Origin of the sequence: Chryseobacterium sp. R2ACT005, assembly GCF_049949215.1 — a bacterium.
Taxonomy (GTDB): Bacteria; Bacteroidota; Bacteroidia; order Flavobacteriales; family Weeksellaceae; genus Chryseobacterium.
The window spans coordinates 1,484,563-1,500,553 of sequence record NZ_CP188192.1 but is presented as its reverse complement, the minus strand read 5'-3'; the positions used below and the strand labels follow the sequence as shown (position 1 = coordinate 1,500,553).

Genomic DNA, 15,991 nt, shown 5'->3' with positions numbered 1-15,991 from the left:
AGGGTTTATTTATTTAAAGAGGTCTTTTGTACCATTTAGCTTTTGTCATTCCGACGAAGGAAGAATCTTATTATTGTTCAAAACATAAGATTCTTCACTACATTTTATTACGTTCAGAATGACACCTCCTGCCCTACAGATTTTCACTGATGATGTAGTATCTGAGATTTACATTACCCATTCCTTATGATTCACTACTCATTTTACATTAGTCTGAGTTCAGAAGCCCTCCGGCAAATTTTGTAAAAAACTCGGATCTGTATACTTCTCCAAGAGGAATTTCGGAGTCTTCAATATATATATTATGATTGTCAAATGAATCAATATAATTCATATTGACGATGTAAGATTTGCTTACTCTGATGAAGGTTTCTCCGGATATTTTCTGATGAATTGTTTTTAAATTCATTGCAGTGATAAGCTTTTGCTGCTTTGTATGAATGACTACATAATCCTTAAGCCCTTCTATAAATTTAATATCTGCAAAACTGATTTTATAGAACCTTCGTTCTGCTTTGATGAATAAAAAATCTGCAGTATTGGATTCTACCGTATTTTTTACAGTGTCTTTGGATAAAAGTTCAGTATAAAGTATGGCTTTATCAATTGCTTTTTCCAGCCTTTTGGGATCAACAGGTTTCAGAAGATAATCTACAGCTTCCAATTCATAGCTCCTCAGTGCGTACTGAGAATAGGCTGTTGTAAAGATGATCAGCGATTTTTTGGGAAGCATTTCTGCGAACTCAAGACCTGTCACCATGGGCATTTCTATATCAAGAAAAATAAGATCTACATCAATTTCTTTAAGAAAATCGAGTGCAGACGGAGCATTGGAAAATTCGCCAAGGATATCAACATTGGAAGTTTCAGTGATCAGAGATCTCATTTCGGATCTTGCCAAAGGTTCATCATCAACTATAATACAATTCATCAAACGGGAATTTTTAAATTTACAATATATTCTTTTTCACCGGATTCTATCTGCAGGTCAAAAGTGTCGTTATAAAGAAGTTCCAGCCTTCTGGTGATATTGGCAAGCCCAAGTCCACTGCTTTTTTTGTCCGAAACGGTATAACCAGCACTTCTTGAATTCACACATATAAAATGGAGCTGTTTATTCTCAATACTAATTTCTATTTTCACATAAGACTCTCCTCCATTGAGATCCACACTGTGCTTTACAGCATTTTCAACAAAAGTGGTAAACAAATTCGGTGGAATAAATGTGCTGCTGATTATTCTTTTATCAACATCGGTTTGAATATCAAAAGAAAAATGATCACGTCTTATTTTTTCAAGGTTTAAAAAATTGCCCAAAAAATCAATTTCTGAAGCCAGTAACGTTTTTTCTTCACTGTTTTCATACAGCTGATATCTGAGAAATTCAGAAAGTTTTACAATCACTACTGAAGCTTTTGCAGGATCTGTTCTGATCAGTGCTTTTACATTATTCAGCATATTAAACAGAAAATGGGGATTGATCTGATTTCTCAGTTCATTCAGTTCCATACTCATAGTAAGGCTGCTTAGCTCATTGATCCTTTTATTATCATTAATCCATTTCTGCAAAAGTTTTATCGTTGTGGTCGTCATAATGATCGGAATACACATTAGAACTCCTTCATAAATTCCTCCCTTTTCACTTTCCTTAAGAATATTTTTCACTCTGAATTCTTCGAAAAACAGTCTGAAACCGTAACCAATAAAATTAAGCCCCGCTACTCCCATCAGAACAAGCAATACAAGATAGGTAACATATTTTGTTTTAAAGAAAAACCGCGGAACCAATACATATATATTTATATAGACCATTGCAATGAGGATCGTATACACAAAGAATAAAACATAGTATTGATATATTCCCGAATACCAATGCCAGAATCTCGCGCTGTACAGCAAAAAGAAAAAGAAAATCAGAAACAGGAGGTGCCTTCGGAATCCATACTTCGCTTCCACCAAAAAATCCATTGCAAAGGTTTCTTCAAATTTCTGCGGACTGTATTTCATACGATAGGCTTATTTTATCATTAACAAAAATAGACAATAACGGAATTTACAACTATTTTATTATACGAAACCTCTCTTTTATTATACCAATTATGATGTTCCGGGATTTCGTATAAAATACCGGCCACTTTGTATAAAAACAAATTTACGCTGCTCTTTTCTCTATTCCTTTGTGCTGTAAAATGAACACATATGGAATTAACAGCTTTTCACGAATTGACTCAGGAAATATCATTGGAATGTTTCTTTATGACAGAATCTCAACAGGAAGAAAAAGTAATACAGCTTATTGATTTGCACCATTTTATTGAGTGTTTTGAACCGAAAATGAAAATTCTCAGCTACCTCCATCATCCTATTAACATGGTGGAACATAATGGAGATAAAAAAGGAATCCTGTTTTGTGACCTGAAACATTCTGCAGTGCCTGACAGCAATGCTTCTGAAGAGTTTAGAAGGAGATACGGGCTTTCGGAACTCTGGTTTGTTTTTGTAGAGGAAACATTTGTACCGGATACATCCGCCTATGCTGATGCGATTATTGAAAACAGTCTGGACATCTTCTATGACAAGATTTTCAGCTTTAATTTCTTTCAATCTATTATTCACCCTTTAAAATAAACGACCCATGAAAACATTGAGAAGAGTACTTGTGCCACTGGCAATACTCCCTTTAAAGAACATTACGTATGCCCAGAAAAAGGACAGTATTCCTTTGAAGGTACGTGCTTTTTTTGCTGATAAAATTCCGCAGGCCCGGAACTTCAACGTCGAATACACCTTTGTCACGCCATCCTCCTTCTCATCACAGCTCCAAGGTCAGGATCTGCCGGACAATAAAGTAAAAAGCCTTCAGCAGATGAAGGCAGATGCCAATATTTATTTCATCAAAAACAGAAGCTGGCTTTTGAGTACTACACTGAACTACCGCTACACTTCAATCAGGAACGAAAATCCTGTAATTCCGGGAATTGGATCTGAAGAAAACTTTCACTATCATTCGGAAGCGATTAATCTGAGCTATTTTTCAAGGTTATTCAAAAAGACAGCGATATATTCAGCCAGCATTTCTGCTGATGGTAGTGATCAGCATTTTGAACGGATCAGAGGATTGGTAACTGCTTCATTGATTTTAAAAGTAACTCCAAAAACAAAAATGACGCTTGGATTGGCTGGAATTATTGACCCAAGCACCCAGATTCCTGTACTCCCTATCTTCACTTATGAAAACAAATTCAACAACGGATGGGTATTGGATGTTCTGCTTCCGAAAAAAGTATTGATCCGAAAAGATATTTCTTCCGATGGCAGGATTTCTCTGGGAACGGAAATGGATAACACATCATTTTATACCTACCGCAATAACAACACCTATGAATTCCGGCAGGCTGTTCTTAATTCAGGGGCAATTTATGAGCATAATCTTGGAGGAAACTTTATAGGAACTTTTAAAACAGGACTCAGAACAAATATCAACTCAAGAGCTTTTAATAAACAGGATTCCTTTAATGATTATATATGGAAAGGGAATTATAAACCTTCATTCTATTTCAATGTTGGAATTTCTTATAATCCATTTGAAAGAAAAAGAACAAAATGATGTTGAAAACAATTCCCGTAAATACTTGATTTTGATTTTTACAATATCCGAATAGATCTCCAGAGTTCTCTAATCAAGGATATTAAAAAAAAATTAAAATTTTCTCCTCTCAGCATTTAACCATTATTACAAATTGCAATCAAAACTACAGAAAAACACAAGTTCAGAGATTCTCTTTTATGAAAAATCTTATTACCTCTTATGCAAATGATTTAAAGATTTTATAAGAATAGAATTTAAAAAATAGAAAATGGCAGTACCCAAACAGATATTTCAAACTTTTAAAACTAAAAAACTTCCTTTAATTACACGATATCACATCTGGAATATGAAAAGAAAAAACCCGGAATACCGCTATTTTTTCTATGACGACCAAGATATAGAGAAATTTATCACTGAAGAATTTCCTCCTGAATATATTGAAAATTATCGTAAACTGGCTATAGGAGCTTCAAAAGCAGATTTCTTCAGATATGCTGTTTTATATAAAAAAGGCGGAATATACCTTGATATAGACAGCGGTATTATAAAACCTTTTAAACAACTCATCCAGGAAGATGATGAAGCTGTAATCAGTGTAGAAAGACACGAAAATCTATATGTTCAATGGGCACTTATTTTCAATAAAAATCATCCTTTTCTAAAGAAAACATTGGAATTGATGATTGATAATATAAAAAACCACCGCTTTCCGCATGATGTACATGCTACTACAGGTCCTACTGTATTCAGTAAAGCAATCAGAGAATCATTAGAGGAAAATCCGGCTATTCCCTTTAGACTATTTCGCGGCATTGAGTTCCGTGGATATTTAAAGTTTAAATATAAACTGGGAAAGTTCTTTTTATACAAATCAAGGTCTCAACATTGGAAACAGATGCAAAAGCGTCAGGAGATTATTTTTTAATGCGTTCCCATTTTTGAAAATACATTAATAACAATCACCCCTATTACAATCAGAGCAATACCAATAATCGCCGGAAGATCAGGAATCTGCTTGAAAGCGATAACTCCAATCATTGTTATAAAGACAATTCCCACGCCGGACCAGATGGCATAGGTAATCCCTACCGGAATCTGACGAAGCGTGAGACTTAGAAAATAAAAAGCACAGGCATATCCTATGACTGTTATTACGGATGGCCATAGTTTGGAAAATTCCTCAGATTTTTTCAGAAAACTCGTGGCGATGATCTCAAATACAATCGCTAAGGCAAGAAAAATATAACTGCGTCCCATAAATTTATTCTTTATACAAAAGTAACAAAAGCACTTTGGTAATTCCAAAAAGGAATAATGGGAAAATTCGCTATTGATCAAGAGACAGCAAATGTTTCTCTTTCTTTAACGCTTTGAAAACTCTTAGTTTTTTTTAACTATCAATCCTGCAATTATACTTCTTTCAGGCACTTAATTCATCTTAAGTGCTTTATTTTTAGCTCCATCCAATATTGTAAAGATTTTGAAAAAGTATGCCATTGTACAAACTTATTTTTCCGATATGGCACAAAAAAATATTTCTCCATGTTATGAAATGTGACAGATGACAAAAATTCCGAATCAAAAAATGAGGCTAAAAATAAATTTTCTTAACATGAAAATCCTTTTCACGTGAAAAATTTACATTCAAAAAAAGCGGTTTAAAACAATATTATGCTAAGCATTATTTATTATTTGTTTTATCAACTCCAATATAGAAGTCAAGAAACGGTTAACGTTTTCACATAATTTTACAGATAGAATAATAAAAGTATTAATAAATTCTCAATAATGCATTAATTTAATGTAAACAAAAATTCACTAATAAATTAACACAAACCACCGTAATATACTGATATACATCATAAGTATTTACTTTGGCACGTGATTTGAAAGTAGTAATATTGCAATTGAAAGATTAATAAAAAAAAGTCAAATAATTAAAAATAATACAAAATGATAACTTATATCGGTATCGTAACAGGTTTAGTAGTAATCACTTCATATTTCATGACAGTAAGAAGAGAAAGAAACTAATCTTAAATAAAACAAGCCTATAGAAAATCTATACTAATTATATTGTTTTATGTTTTTAGTCTGAGAGATCGGATTGCTCTTTTACCATCGGGTAAAAGGGCCCAAAAACATAAACAAAAAGATCTTAGTTTCATAACAAATTTTAATATCCAAATGAGAAAAGCCAGTCGCAAGTCTGGCTTTTCTTTTTTATTAAGGAATTCCGCAAAAGTGTAAATTGTTTATTGCCCACAGCTTTCACAAACCTTCACAGATTGTTTGGGGACTTTTTTTCGTGTTGCGGTAAAATTGTTTCCTACTATAGATTTCCATTCATCATTTATTATTCATCATTCATTTTACACTGGACCAGGCGTTTATTATTATTCAGGATTCTTTTTAACATTCAATAAAGCTTTATCTTTGTTTATCCAATAATTATTTTATCGTCATCATGAATCTGTACAATCTTATTATCCAGGATAAAGAACAAGTCAACCTTAACGAAATATTTCTTGATAAAAACAACAAGGAGCATCTCGTTCAGCTTATCAAGGAACACAACTATATAAAAGAGCTGCAGGAATATGGACTTCCGGTTAATAATAAGATTCTGCTTCAGGGAAGTTCAGGATGCGGAAAAACAATGACAGCAAAAGCTGTTGCCAATGCCTTAGGAAAAAACATTATAATCCTTAACCTGAGCAATATTGTCTCCTCACGAATCGGCGAAACATCCCAGAATATTAAAATGATATTTGATAAAGCTGCAAGGGAAAGAACAGTACTTTTTCTTGACGAACTGGATCAGATCGGAAAAGCAAGAGGCAGTGATGATAAAGATGTAGGGGAAATGAGAAGACTGGTTAATACTTTAATCCAACTCATTGACTATTATCCTGAAAATGCGCTGTTAATTTGTGCTACCAACCATCCTGAAATTATTGATACGGCACTGCTAAGACGTTTCCAGCTAAAGATCAATTATGAAATGCCGTCTCAGGAATTTCTGGATCAGTTTTACGATAGTTTATTGTCTAAATTTCCGGAAAATATGAGGAATATTGAGCGTAAGTATGGAATTTCTTTTGCGGAAGCCAAAGATTATGCGTTTACCGTGGTTAAAGGTGCTTTAATAAGAAAGTTGGAAGCAAAAATAGTTGAGAATTGAGATCACTAAATTAATTGCCAAAATTATATGATTCCGTTTTACTAGAAACTATTTTTTTTCTTTATTAAAAAATGTCAATTTAGTAAGTACTGATTAAAACCCATTTTGAATTTGAAAATTTATTAATTTTAAAACACTAGAATCAACACAAATGGATGATAAATTTTTACTCAATCAGCTAACCAAATCATTTTTTAATTTGTTTACCAATACTAATGGAAAAAAGCCGGACTTTGAAAGTATTGATGATATTTGTTTAAATGAAACAATAATAATCAAAAAGGATAAAGATAACGAAGAAGTTTATACCCTTGACAGTTTTATTACTCCAAGAAAAAAAAATTTAACAGACGGAACCCTTATCGAATTTGAGGAATATGAAGTAAATGAGGAAACAAAAATAGTTAACAATATTGCCCAACGCTTTTCTAAATACCAAAAGCGTGGATACCTTAATGGTAATTATTTTGAAGGAAGCGGGACTAAATTTTTTCAGTATGTTAAGACTGCAAAAGGTTGGAAAATAAATTCAGTTATTTGGGAAGACGAAAATATTTAGATTAAGAGATAAAGGATTTATGAATATAAATGTTGTATTAATTTAAGCGTAAAAACAGTTGAAAGAAAGTATTCTATTTCTTTTGCTGAAGACTATGCCTTAACTGCCGTTAAAGTGGCTTTAATGAAAAAACTGGAAGCAAAAGAATCCATCTCATCATGAAAGAAGATATCCTGCACAATCTAGCATTGATCAATAACCGAATAAAAAATTCCTGTGAAAAATCCGGAAGGAATATTGATGAAGTGAAGTTATTATTGGCCACTAAAACAGTTTCTGCAGATCATATCAAAATTGCTTTGGAAAACGGACAAGCCTTAATTGCAGAAAACAAAGTACAGGAATTGAAGGAGAAGTATGAGGACTTAAAGAACATCCCCCATGAAAATCACTTTATAGGCCATCTTCAGACCAATAAAATCAAAGATATCCTGAAATATGGTGTTACCTGCGTTCAGTCTCTGGATCGTCTGGAACTTGCTGAAAAGCTTCATCAAAGACTTTTGACTGAAAACAGGACGATGAATGTCTTAATTCAGGTGAATACGTCCAATGAAGAGAGTAAATTCGGAATTGATCCCAGTGAAGCGATTGAGCTTACCCGGAAAATTTCTCACTACTCTACTTTGAAAATAAAGGGCTTGATGACCATTGGTCTCTTCAGTGCTGAAACCGAGAAAATAAGAGAATGTTTTCAAATCCTGAAAAAACTCCAACAGGATATTATCCGTGAAAACATTCTGAATGTGGAGATGAAAGAACTTTCTATGGGAATGAGCGGAGATCTGGAAACAGCTATTGAAGAAGGAGCCACCATTGTACGGGTGGGAACTGCAGTTTTTGGGGCGAGAATCTATCCGGACAGTTACTATTGGAATGAAGATAATAAAAAAGCATAAAATTATATGTTTCCATTTACTTATACTTTTGAGAGAGAAATTATCAAAGACAAAACATCTGATCAGGTTATTTTATACAACCCGTGATATATTGCGGAAAAAAAAAGGTTCAAAACATTCTTTACGGGCCGAATTTTGTTTCTTTCGATGAAGGTCTTTTCACAGAAAGATCCAATTGGCATTATCTATCTTTAATTGACAATGGGAAATTCATTTATAATGAAAACAATAAAACACTGACTTACGAAGTAAAGCTATGGAAACTAAACCTTTTTTCGCTTATTTTTCTCATTATTACCATGGCTAATTTTAAAGATATCTTCGGTAATCTGTTTCCTTTTTCAGCACTTTTGATCAATCATTTACTTTGCTATTTTGGAAACCGGGGATTGATAAAAAAAAATCGTTCATAAAATTAACTATTTGTCCTAATTGTTTATCATTTATTACCAACATTAGGATATAGCCAAAAACCTTACAACAAAAGGCTTTTTACAGTCTACAAATTCGGTATACTTTTTGATGTAAAACTTTCGTAACCAAACAAATACATGTATGACAAAAAAATTACTCTCGGGCTGCCTATTTATAGCAGTATTATTCTTTTATTCATGTGAAAAAGAAAACACACAGATGAAAAGTGGAATTTCAATTGAAACTATTTCAATTATAACCTGCGTTACTATGGGTGTAGCGATTTTGCTTGCCTATAGCATTAAAAGAAGGTAAAGAAATATGACAGAAATAATAGAACACCTCTCAGTTTTGAGAGGTGATTTTATTTTAAAATAGTAATTAAATGATTGACATTTCATTAAAATATAATAAATTTCAAAAAATTCCTTTCCGCAACTAATAAACCTATGAAAAAAATACCTCTGGCAGTACTTTTACCTTTGCTCATTTTGAACTGTACTCATAAAAAAGAAAATACTCAACAGGCAAAAAAAGAGAACCCAAACCTTAAAATGTCCATACCACTTGAATATCTTGCGGATTACCCTGCAATCAAAGATTCTTCAAAGTTTATTACAAATCTTCGACAGGCTTTTGATCTTCATATTCATAAAAGCCCGCTTCAGCAGGAAAGTGAAAAAATAACGACATTCAGAAAGGTAAAAATAAATGGTTCAGATCAGGATTATTATTTCATTGAATATGACTGGAAAACAGGACCCACTGCAGGATATCCCTGGAAAAACCAAATATTATTAACATCCGATGGAAAGCTTGTCAAAACTTTGTTTGCACAACGATATGAATTTATAAAAATATTTCCCAAACAAAACCCTTTCTTATTGGCGACATTAGTAACAGGCCACGGAAATGGAGGTCATGAAATTTATAAAATAACGGCAGATTCTTTAGTAAATATTTATGATGGAAATGTCAAAACTTATGATACTAATGAGGACAGCAAGGTTTATGAACCTCATGAATTACAATTAAAAATAAAAGATTATAATAATGATGGATTCAATGATATTGCTTTCACAGGAAAACTTGTATTGATCCAGAGACGAACACCGGATGGATTCTGGTATGACAATATAATAATAGATGGCAGGCAAATCAAATATTCTATCAATAATCCCTACAAAAAAATTCCTGTAGAATACATTTTTCTTTACGATCAAAAAACAGAGCGTTTTAAAGCAAAAGGAAATTACAGAGAGAAATACAAATAATTCGAATGATACCACATCAATCATTTGTAATAATATTGAGACTGTTGTAACCCTACAGCCTGTTTCCCGGATATTTCAATAGAATTTGTTTAATAAAATAAAGCAGAACATCTCACAAATGAAGTGCTCTATCCTTTAAAATTCATTCATTTTTATTATATGATCAAAACCAATAACCAAAACTATCTTCTGCTAATTCTCTTACTGATTCCAAATTTTCTCTTAGCCAATGCTGGTTCTCCCATGATTTGGTTTAGTTTTTTACATTTGATCTGGATCAATTTTATAATCGGAACATTTGAAAGCAAACTTCTTTTAGAAAAGTTTAATCTTGAAAACAGAAAATGGCTGATCATTGCAGCCAACTACATTTCAATGTTTATAGGATATTATTTCATTGCCCCTCATTTTTCTTTCATCAACGGATATTCGGACTTCTGGGGTATGAAATCAAGGGTAGGCCAATATGAACTGGGAGGTTTTTTTATTGGATTTCTATACAGTTTTGGAGCAACTTTGATCATTGAATTCCCTTTTTACTGGCTTTCACTGAAAACAAAACAGAAAGGATGGGGATTATTAAAACCATTTTTTCTGGTCAATCTTTTCACAAATATTGTAATGCTGGCTATTTATTTTGTGATTGTTGCTTTTGCCGCAAAATGGAGCTAGCGGTAAATTACAAACTGAGATCATAAAAGTTACTTGAGATCTTCGCTTTGCTCGCAATGACAATAGCCGTACAAAATCTCCCGATTTGCAAAAAAACACATAGTTTAGATTTCGCTGAGTGGAACGCCTTTTTGCGAACATTGTAAGCAGTTAGTAGAAAAATCTTTGCGAAATTTGCGTTAAAGAAATTACATTATAATCTGGTTCAAAAACTTCAACTTCTCTGCTCGTAATGACAGAAAACAAAAATCCCTCTCATTGCTGAAAGGGATTTTTTATAGTTAAAAAACTAAGATTACATATAAGCTTCAATCGGCTCACAAGTACAAACTAAGTTTCTGTCTCCGTAGGCTTCATCTACTCTTGATACAGAAGCGAAGAATTTGTGGTCTCTTACCCACTCTAATGGATAAGCAGCCTTTTCTCTGCTGTATGGTTTATCCCAAGAATCAGAGATTACCAATTGCTCTGTGTGAGGAGCGTTTTTCAATACGTTGTTTGCAGCATCTGCTTCACCGTTAGCAATTTCATCAATTTCTTTTTTGATAGAGATCAATGCCTCTGCGAAACGGTCAATTTCAGATTTGCTTTCAGATTCTGTAGGCTCAATCATCAAGGTACCCGCAACAGGGAAAGAAACAGTAGGAGCATGGAAACCATAATCCATCAATCTCTTCGCCACATCAGCCACTTCAATTCCTAAAGATTTGAACTGACGGAAATCTACGATACATTCGTGAGCTACTCTTCCGTTTTCGTTAGAATATAAGATTGGGAAGTGTTCTGCTAAAATTTCTTTCAGATAGTTAGCATTCATGATTGCGTGACCTGTAGCCTTTTTAAGACCTTCAGTTCCCAGCATCTTGATGTAAGAATAAGAAATATTAAGGATCAATCCTGAACCGTAAGGTGCAGCAGAAATACCCTCAATAGCTTCTTTAGACCCGATTCTGATATTCGCATTAGAAGGAAGGAAAGGTACTAAGTGTTTAGCAACACAGATTGGACCTACTCCAGGACCTCCACCTCCGTGAGGAATTGCGAAAGTTTTGTGAAGATTAAGGTGGCAAACGTCAGCTCCGATGTTTCCAGGACTTGTAAATCCTACCTGAGCGTTCATGTTCGCACCATCCATATATACTTGCCCTCCGTGTTCGTGGATAAGGTTGGTAATTTCTTTAATGTTAGCATCAAAGAATCCGTAAGTTGAAGGATAAGTGATCATTACAGCAGATAAGTTTGCTGAATGAAGTTCTGTTTTAGCTTTAAGGTCTTCGAAGTCGATTTCACCGTTTTCAAGGTTTTTCACAACTACGATTTTCATTCCTGCCATAGCTGCAGAAGCCGGGTTGGTTCCATGTGCAGACTGAGGGATCAATACTACATTTCTGTGGTGGTCTCCTCTTGAGATATGGTATTCTCTGATTACCATTAATCCTGCATATTCTCCCTGAGCTCCAGAGTTTGGCTGAAGAGAAGTTCCTGCAAAACCTGTGATTTCTGCTAAGTCTTTCTCTAATTCGCGGATCATTTCCTGGTAACCTTCAGCCTGATTTACAGGTACAAATGGGTGAACGGCACCCCAGTTTTCCCATGAAAGCGGTAACATCTGAGTTGCTGCGTTCAGTTTCATTGTACAAGATCCTAAAGAAATCATTGAATGTGTCAATGATAAGTCTTTTCTCTCAAGACGCTTGATGTAACGCATCAATTCTGTTTCCGTATGATATTTGTTGAATACTGATTCCGTAAGAATTTCGTCTTTTCTTAAGTTTTCGTCCGGAATGCTGTATCCTTCTTTTATTTCTAATTTGAAAGTCTGCTTATCTTTAAACTGAGCGAAAGAAGCCATCAGAATATTCAATTTCTCTAATGTTGTGCTTTCGTTGATCGCAATGCTTACCACACCTTCTGTGAAGTAGTTAAGGTTAAGTCTGTGATCCTGCATCAATCTGATTAATCTTCCTTTCTCATCTTCAGGCATCGTCATTTTCACAGTATCAAAGATTGGCTCTTCTACTACCTGATAACCTAATGCTTTAAGACCTCCTTTCAAAGCATTTGCTTTAAAGTGGATCTGATCAGCGATATAGTTTAATCCTTTTGGACCGTGATATACAGCATACATTCCTGCCATTACTGCCAAAAGAACCTGAGCTGTACAGATGTTTGAAGTAGCTTTTTCTCTTTTGATATGCTGCTCTCTTGTCTGTAACGCCATTCTTAATGCACGTCTTCCGTACATATCCTGAGAAACTCCGATGATTCTTCCCGGAATATCTCTTTTATAGTCTTCTTTACAAGCAAAGAAAGCTGCGTGAGGACCTCCATATCCTAATGGAATACCAAATCTCTGTGTAGTTCCTACCGCACAGTCAGCTCCCATTTCTGACGGAGACTTTAGTTTCACCAAAGCCATCGGATCACAAGCAACAGCTACCTGAAGGTCAAGTTTTTTGTATTCTACGATATCTTCTGTATAATCTAAAACGATTCCGTTTTTACCAGGATACTGTAATAAAACTCCATAATAAGAACCATCAAACTGGTGTGTTTTATGATCTCCTACTACGATTTCGATTTCTAATCCCTCAGCTTTTGTTTTTAATACAGAAACTGTTTGAGGAAGAACAAGGTCAGAAATAAAGAATTTATTAGCTCCTGCTTTTTTCTGATCTTTCGTTCTGTTGTTGAAGAACATATGCATTGCTTCAGCTGCAGCAGTAGATTCATCCAGCAAAGATGCATTAGCCAATGCAAAACCTGTAAGATCACATACTACAGTCTGGAAATTAAGAAGAGCTTCAAGTCTTCCCTGTGCAATTTCTGCCTGATAAGGAGTATAGGCTGTATACCAGCTAGGGTTTTCAAAAATATTTCTCTGGATTGCTGAAGGCAAAAGTGTATTGTGGTATCCAAATCCGATATAACTCGTATAATCTGTATTTTTAGATGCCAATTCTTTTGAGTGGTTCAACATTTCGTATTCAGAAAGCGGTTCCGAGATCTCAAGATCTTTCTCTAAACGGATAGAAGATGGAATGGTCTGAGAAATTAACTCTTCAATACTAGAAACGCCAAGTTTCTCCAACATCGCCTGTTTATCGGCTTCATTAAGGGAAATGTGACGGCTCACAAACTGTTCTGTATTCATTTTTATTTATTAGATTTTGTTTGTAAAAAGATGTGTAAAATTACAATTTTTTGAATGATTGTACAAGAGCATTTCCGGGGTGATAATTCACAAAAATATTTGTGATTTTTATCACACTCTATTTTAATTAACCTTTTAACAATGTTTATGTAAATCCCAACAAACACATTCCTTATTCTATACATAATATGCAACAAAACAATCAATTCACTTTCAATAAAATACTGACACCATATTTAAAACAATGTAAATTATTTACGAGTTATGTCTTACTGATTAAAGTTATCTTTAGAATATTCTCCAATCATTAGTTTTATTCAAAATGTAAACTTAAACCCAATTAAAGGATAATCTAAGAACTATTCGGGCATAGAATTTAAGCCTGAGACTCTATTAAAAAGCAAGCAATATCTGCTATAGATCAGGTTTAAAGAATTTTATGAAATTTTATTAATTATATTTATTCTAAATTAATATATTTGCAGCATGAATATGATTATCCCATTTAAAGTTCCGCCTTTGGCACCTTACTCATTCAATAACGAAGAGATGTTCTGTGAAAAGAAATCGTGTTGTAAGAAATTCAAGAAAGGGAAAAGATGCAAAAAATGTCCGGGAAGAAAGAAAATGGCATAAACTAGCTGAAATTTTTTATCAGCACATAGATAGCAATCGCTATAATAACAATTCCCCAGATCAGCATCATAATCTTAGACTGACCGGATTTATTAATCCGTGTTCTAGGCTGTGGTTTAAACATTTCTTCCACCGTGTTTTTGAACTTCTCAGAATCGTTCTCAAAAACTTCTGTGATGGTAATTCCCTGAACAACGGTTTTGTGCAAAAGAGAATTCGTTGCATGAAGCAAAAGCTGGAATTTTCCATCTTTAAATTCTGTGATCTTAAAGATCCTTTCTCCATATGGCTTTTCTAATCCGAAAGGCAGTACTTTCACCACATCGGCATTACTCGTCTGCCAGTTGATGATAATCTCCTCCCCTTTTTTCGCATGAATTTTATTTGCTGTAAAAGTTTTGATCGCAGGTGGAATATTATATCTGAAACTTCTCTGATGATTTTCTAAATTCTGATCATAGGCACGTCTTCTGACAGGATCACTCAACGTTTCATAAGCTTCCTGGATTTCGCGAAAACGATCAGCAAAAAAGTCGTCATTGTCATTTTTATCAGGATGATATTTTAAAGACAGTTTTCGATACGCTTTTTTGACGTCTTCTTCCGAAGCATCCTGGGATATACCGAGAAAATAGTAGTAATCTTTCATTGAGAAATACAAAAATAAGGATTTATTTTTCTTTGTGTTTGATGTTTACGGTAAAATTTTGTTGAAAGTATAGATCAAAAAGTCATTGCGAACCGAAGGTGAAGCAATCTCAATACAGCTCGTAATCTATTGGTTGAAAAACGCAAGGGCGCCAAGTTTTTTTAAGCTGCCTGAATATTTTTAAGACGCAAAGATTTTATCTCCGATAAAATTGTACTTCTCTAAAAGTGAAATGGATATTTCAACAGCACTTTTGTCATTCCGAGCATAGCGAAAAATCTCAACTTCGATTAGAGGTATTTCCCGCAGATTACGAAGATCATTTCGCAACAACTTCAATGATAACCACTAAAAGGTAATAGACTTACCAATATCTATTTACGGGAAATCCAATCCTTGGTAGGGATAACCCAATCGTTGAGAGCTTTGAAAAGAAAACCATGATTCATTCCTGTATTAAGCTCTATTTCTTTAAAATCCTTAATACCGGATCTGATAAACCTTTGTTCCTGTGATAACCGTACATGTCCGTCATCTGATTTCTCTGTAATGGAAAGAATTCTTCCGTACAACCTGAAGTTTTTATCCTTTTCCAAAGAATCATCTTTGAAACTAGCTCCAATAAATACAAACTTCAATTGCGGATTCTTCTCATAATAAGACACATATTGTGCAATATAACCTCCCTGAGAAGTTCCTACCACTGTTATTCTTCCAGCTGGAATTCCTTTTTTCAGGAGACTATCAATCTGTTTCTTTACCTTCTCAGCATACCCCGATGGATCTATGCCTGCTTTTCTTTTCTCAGAAATAACAACTGTATTTTGAGCCCTTAGTTTGTTGAGTATTGCTTCATATTCTACAACACCATATTTGGGATGTTTTTCCCAAAAAGAATGATCTTCCAAAAATTTATTATGTAAAAAGAAAATGTATTGTTTTTGTTGTGACTTTTGACCCA

Annotated in this window: 14 protein-coding genes; 8 read left to right on the top strand and 6 right to left on the bottom strand. The window is 34.0% G+C overall.

Annotated features, from left to right (window positions below; genetic code table 11):
- Positions 1–208: 208 nt before the first annotated feature.
- Both ACPF63_RS06855 and ACPF63_RS06850 read right to left on the bottom strand, forming a co-directional pair.
- Positions 209–931: a LytR/AlgR family response regulator transcription factor gene (locus ACPF63_RS06855; protein ID WP_426482496.1), complete on the bottom strand. Its 723-nt coding sequence runs from the start codon at positions 929–931 to the stop codon at positions 209–211.
- Positions 931–2,007 (bottom strand): sensor histidine kinase, encoded by a 1,077-nt coding sequence (locus ACPF63_RS06850; RefSeq protein ID WP_426482495.1) that lies wholly within the window; start codon positions 2,005–2,007, stop codon positions 931–933. Before ACPF63_RS06850 ends, ACPF63_RS06855 begins: the two co-directional genes overlap by 1 nt.
- Positions 2,008–2,199: 192 nt before the next feature.
- Here ACPF63_RS06850 and ACPF63_RS06845 point away from each other — a divergent pair, with 192 nt between their 5' ends.
- From ACPF63_RS06845 to ACPF63_RS06835, 3 genes are all read left to right on the top strand, one after another.
- On the top strand, positions 2,200–2,628 hold the full coding sequence (locus tag ACPF63_RS06845) for a hypothetical protein (protein WP_077416538.1): 429 nt from the start codon (positions 2,200–2,202) through the stop codon (positions 2,626–2,628).
- A 7-nt stretch (positions 2,629–2,635) separates the two neighbouring features.
- The gene (locus tag ACPF63_RS06840) at positions 2,636–3,607 is read left to right on the top strand and encodes a hypothetical protein (protein ID WP_426482494.1); all 972 of its coding nucleotides are present in this window, start codon (positions 2,636–2,638) and stop codon (positions 3,605–3,607) included.
- Positions 3,608–3,857: 250 nt separating this feature from the next.
- The gene (locus ACPF63_RS06835) at positions 3,858–4,514 is read left to right on the top strand and encodes a glycosyltransferase family 32 protein (RefSeq protein ID WP_426482493.1); all 657 of its coding nucleotides are present in this window, start codon (positions 3,858–3,860) and stop codon (positions 4,512–4,514) included.
- Here ACPF63_RS06835 and ACPF63_RS06830 read toward each other — a convergent pair.
- The gene (locus tag ACPF63_RS06830) at positions 4,511–4,846 is read right to left on the bottom strand and encodes a DMT family transporter (protein ID WP_077416531.1); all 336 of its coding nucleotides are present in this window, start codon (positions 4,844–4,846) and stop codon (positions 4,511–4,513) included. The two genes, ACPF63_RS06835 and ACPF63_RS06830, sit on opposite strands and share 4 nt — an antisense overlap.
- Before the next feature lie 1,210 nt (positions 4,847–6,056).
- Between ACPF63_RS06830 and ACPF63_RS06825 the strand changes: the two genes are divergently transcribed.
- The 5 genes from ACPF63_RS06825 (at position 6,057) to ACPF63_RS06805 (ending at position 10,591) form a co-directional block, all read left to right on the top strand.
- Complete coding sequence (locus ACPF63_RS06825) at positions 6,057–6,773, top strand: AAA family ATPase (RefSeq protein WP_426482492.1); 717 nt, start codon at positions 6,057–6,059, stop codon at positions 6,771–6,773.
- A 151-nt stretch (positions 6,774–6,924) separates the two neighbouring features.
- Positions 6,925–7,332, top strand: a complete 408-nt coding sequence (locus ACPF63_RS06820; protein WP_426482491.1) for a hypothetical protein — start codon at positions 6,925–6,927, stop codon at positions 7,330–7,332.
- A gap of 158 nt (positions 7,333–7,490) precedes the next feature.
- Positions 7,491–8,231 carry a YggS family pyridoxal phosphate-dependent enzyme gene (locus ACPF63_RS06815; RefSeq protein WP_426482490.1) on the top strand — a complete coding sequence of 247 codons (741 nt, stop codon included), beginning with the start codon at positions 7,491–7,493 and terminating at the stop codon, positions 8,229–8,231.
- An 863-nt stretch (positions 8,232–9,094) separates the two neighbouring features.
- Positions 9,095–9,919, top strand: a complete 825-nt coding sequence (locus ACPF63_RS06810) for a hypothetical protein (RefSeq protein WP_426482489.1) — start codon at positions 9,095–9,097, stop codon at positions 9,917–9,919.
- A gap of 159 nt (positions 9,920–10,078) precedes the next feature.
- Positions 10,079–10,591, top strand: a complete 513-nt coding sequence (locus ACPF63_RS06805) for a hypothetical protein (protein WP_426482488.1) — start codon at positions 10,079–10,081, stop codon at positions 10,589–10,591.
- Between the two features lie 295 nt (positions 10,592–10,886).
- On the opposite strand, the gene gcvP is transcribed toward ACPF63_RS06805, so the two are convergent.
- The 3 genes from gcvP to ACPF63_RS06790 form a co-directional block, all read right to left on the bottom strand.
- Positions 10,887–13,745, bottom strand: a complete 2,859-nt coding sequence (gcvP, locus tag ACPF63_RS06800; RefSeq protein ID WP_426482487.1) for an aminomethyl-transferring glycine dehydrogenase — start codon at positions 13,743–13,745, stop codon at positions 10,887–10,889.
- Positions 13,746–14,382: 637 nt separating this feature from the next.
- Positions 14,383–15,030, bottom strand: coding sequence for a J domain-containing protein (locus ACPF63_RS06795; protein WP_426482486.1), 648 nt, complete (start codon positions 15,028–15,030; stop codon positions 14,383–14,385).
- 374 nt (positions 15,031–15,404) lie between these two features.
- Positions 15,405–15,938, bottom strand: a complete 534-nt coding sequence (locus tag ACPF63_RS06790) for an alpha/beta hydrolase (RefSeq protein ID WP_426482485.1) — start codon at positions 15,936–15,938, stop codon at positions 15,405–15,407.
- Positions 15,939–15,991 lie beyond the last annotated feature (53 nt).

Coding starts and splice junctions, on each gene's coding strand:
- ACPF63_RS06855 (WP_426482496.1), bottom strand. CDS start 931: ATGAATTGTATTATAGTTGATGATGAACCTTTGGCAAGATCCGAAATG.
- ACPF63_RS06850 (WP_426482495.1), bottom strand. CDS start 2,007: ATGAAATACAGTCCGCAGAAATTTGAAGAAACCTTTGCAATGGATTTT.
- ACPF63_RS06845 (WP_077416538.1), top strand. CDS start 2,200: ATGGAATTAACAGCTTTTCACGAATTGACTCAGGAAATATCATTGGAA.
- ACPF63_RS06840 (WP_426482494.1), top strand. CDS start 2,636: ATGAAAACATTGAGAAGAGTACTTGTGCCACTGGCAATACTCCCTTTA.
- ACPF63_RS06835 (WP_426482493.1), top strand. CDS start 3,858: ATGGCAGTACCCAAACAGATATTTCAAACTTTTAAAACTAAAAAACTT.
- ACPF63_RS06830 (WP_077416531.1), bottom strand. CDS start 4,846: ATGGGACGCAGTTATATTTTTCTTGCCTTAGCGATTGTATTTGAGATC.
- ACPF63_RS06825 (WP_426482492.1), top strand. CDS start 6,057: ATGAATCTGTACAATCTTATTATCCAGGATAAAGAACAAGTCAACCTT.
- ACPF63_RS06820 (WP_426482491.1), top strand. CDS start 6,925: ATGGATGATAAATTTTTACTCAATCAGCTAACCAAATCATTTTTTAAT.
- ACPF63_RS06815 (WP_426482490.1), top strand. CDS start 7,491: ATGAAAGAAGATATCCTGCACAATCTAGCATTGATCAATAACCGAATA.
- ACPF63_RS06810 (WP_426482489.1), top strand. CDS start 9,095: ATGAAAAAAATACCTCTGGCAGTACTTTTACCTTTGCTCATTTTGAAC.
- ACPF63_RS06805 (WP_426482488.1), top strand. CDS start 10,079: ATGATCAAAACCAATAACCAAAACTATCTTCTGCTAATTCTCTTACTG.
- gcvP (WP_426482487.1), bottom strand. CDS start 13,745: ATGAATACAGAACAGTTTGTGAGCCGTCACATTTCCCTTAATGAAGCC.
- ACPF63_RS06795 (WP_426482486.1), bottom strand. CDS start 15,030: ATGAAAGATTACTACTATTTTCTCGGTATATCCCAGGATGCTTCGGAA.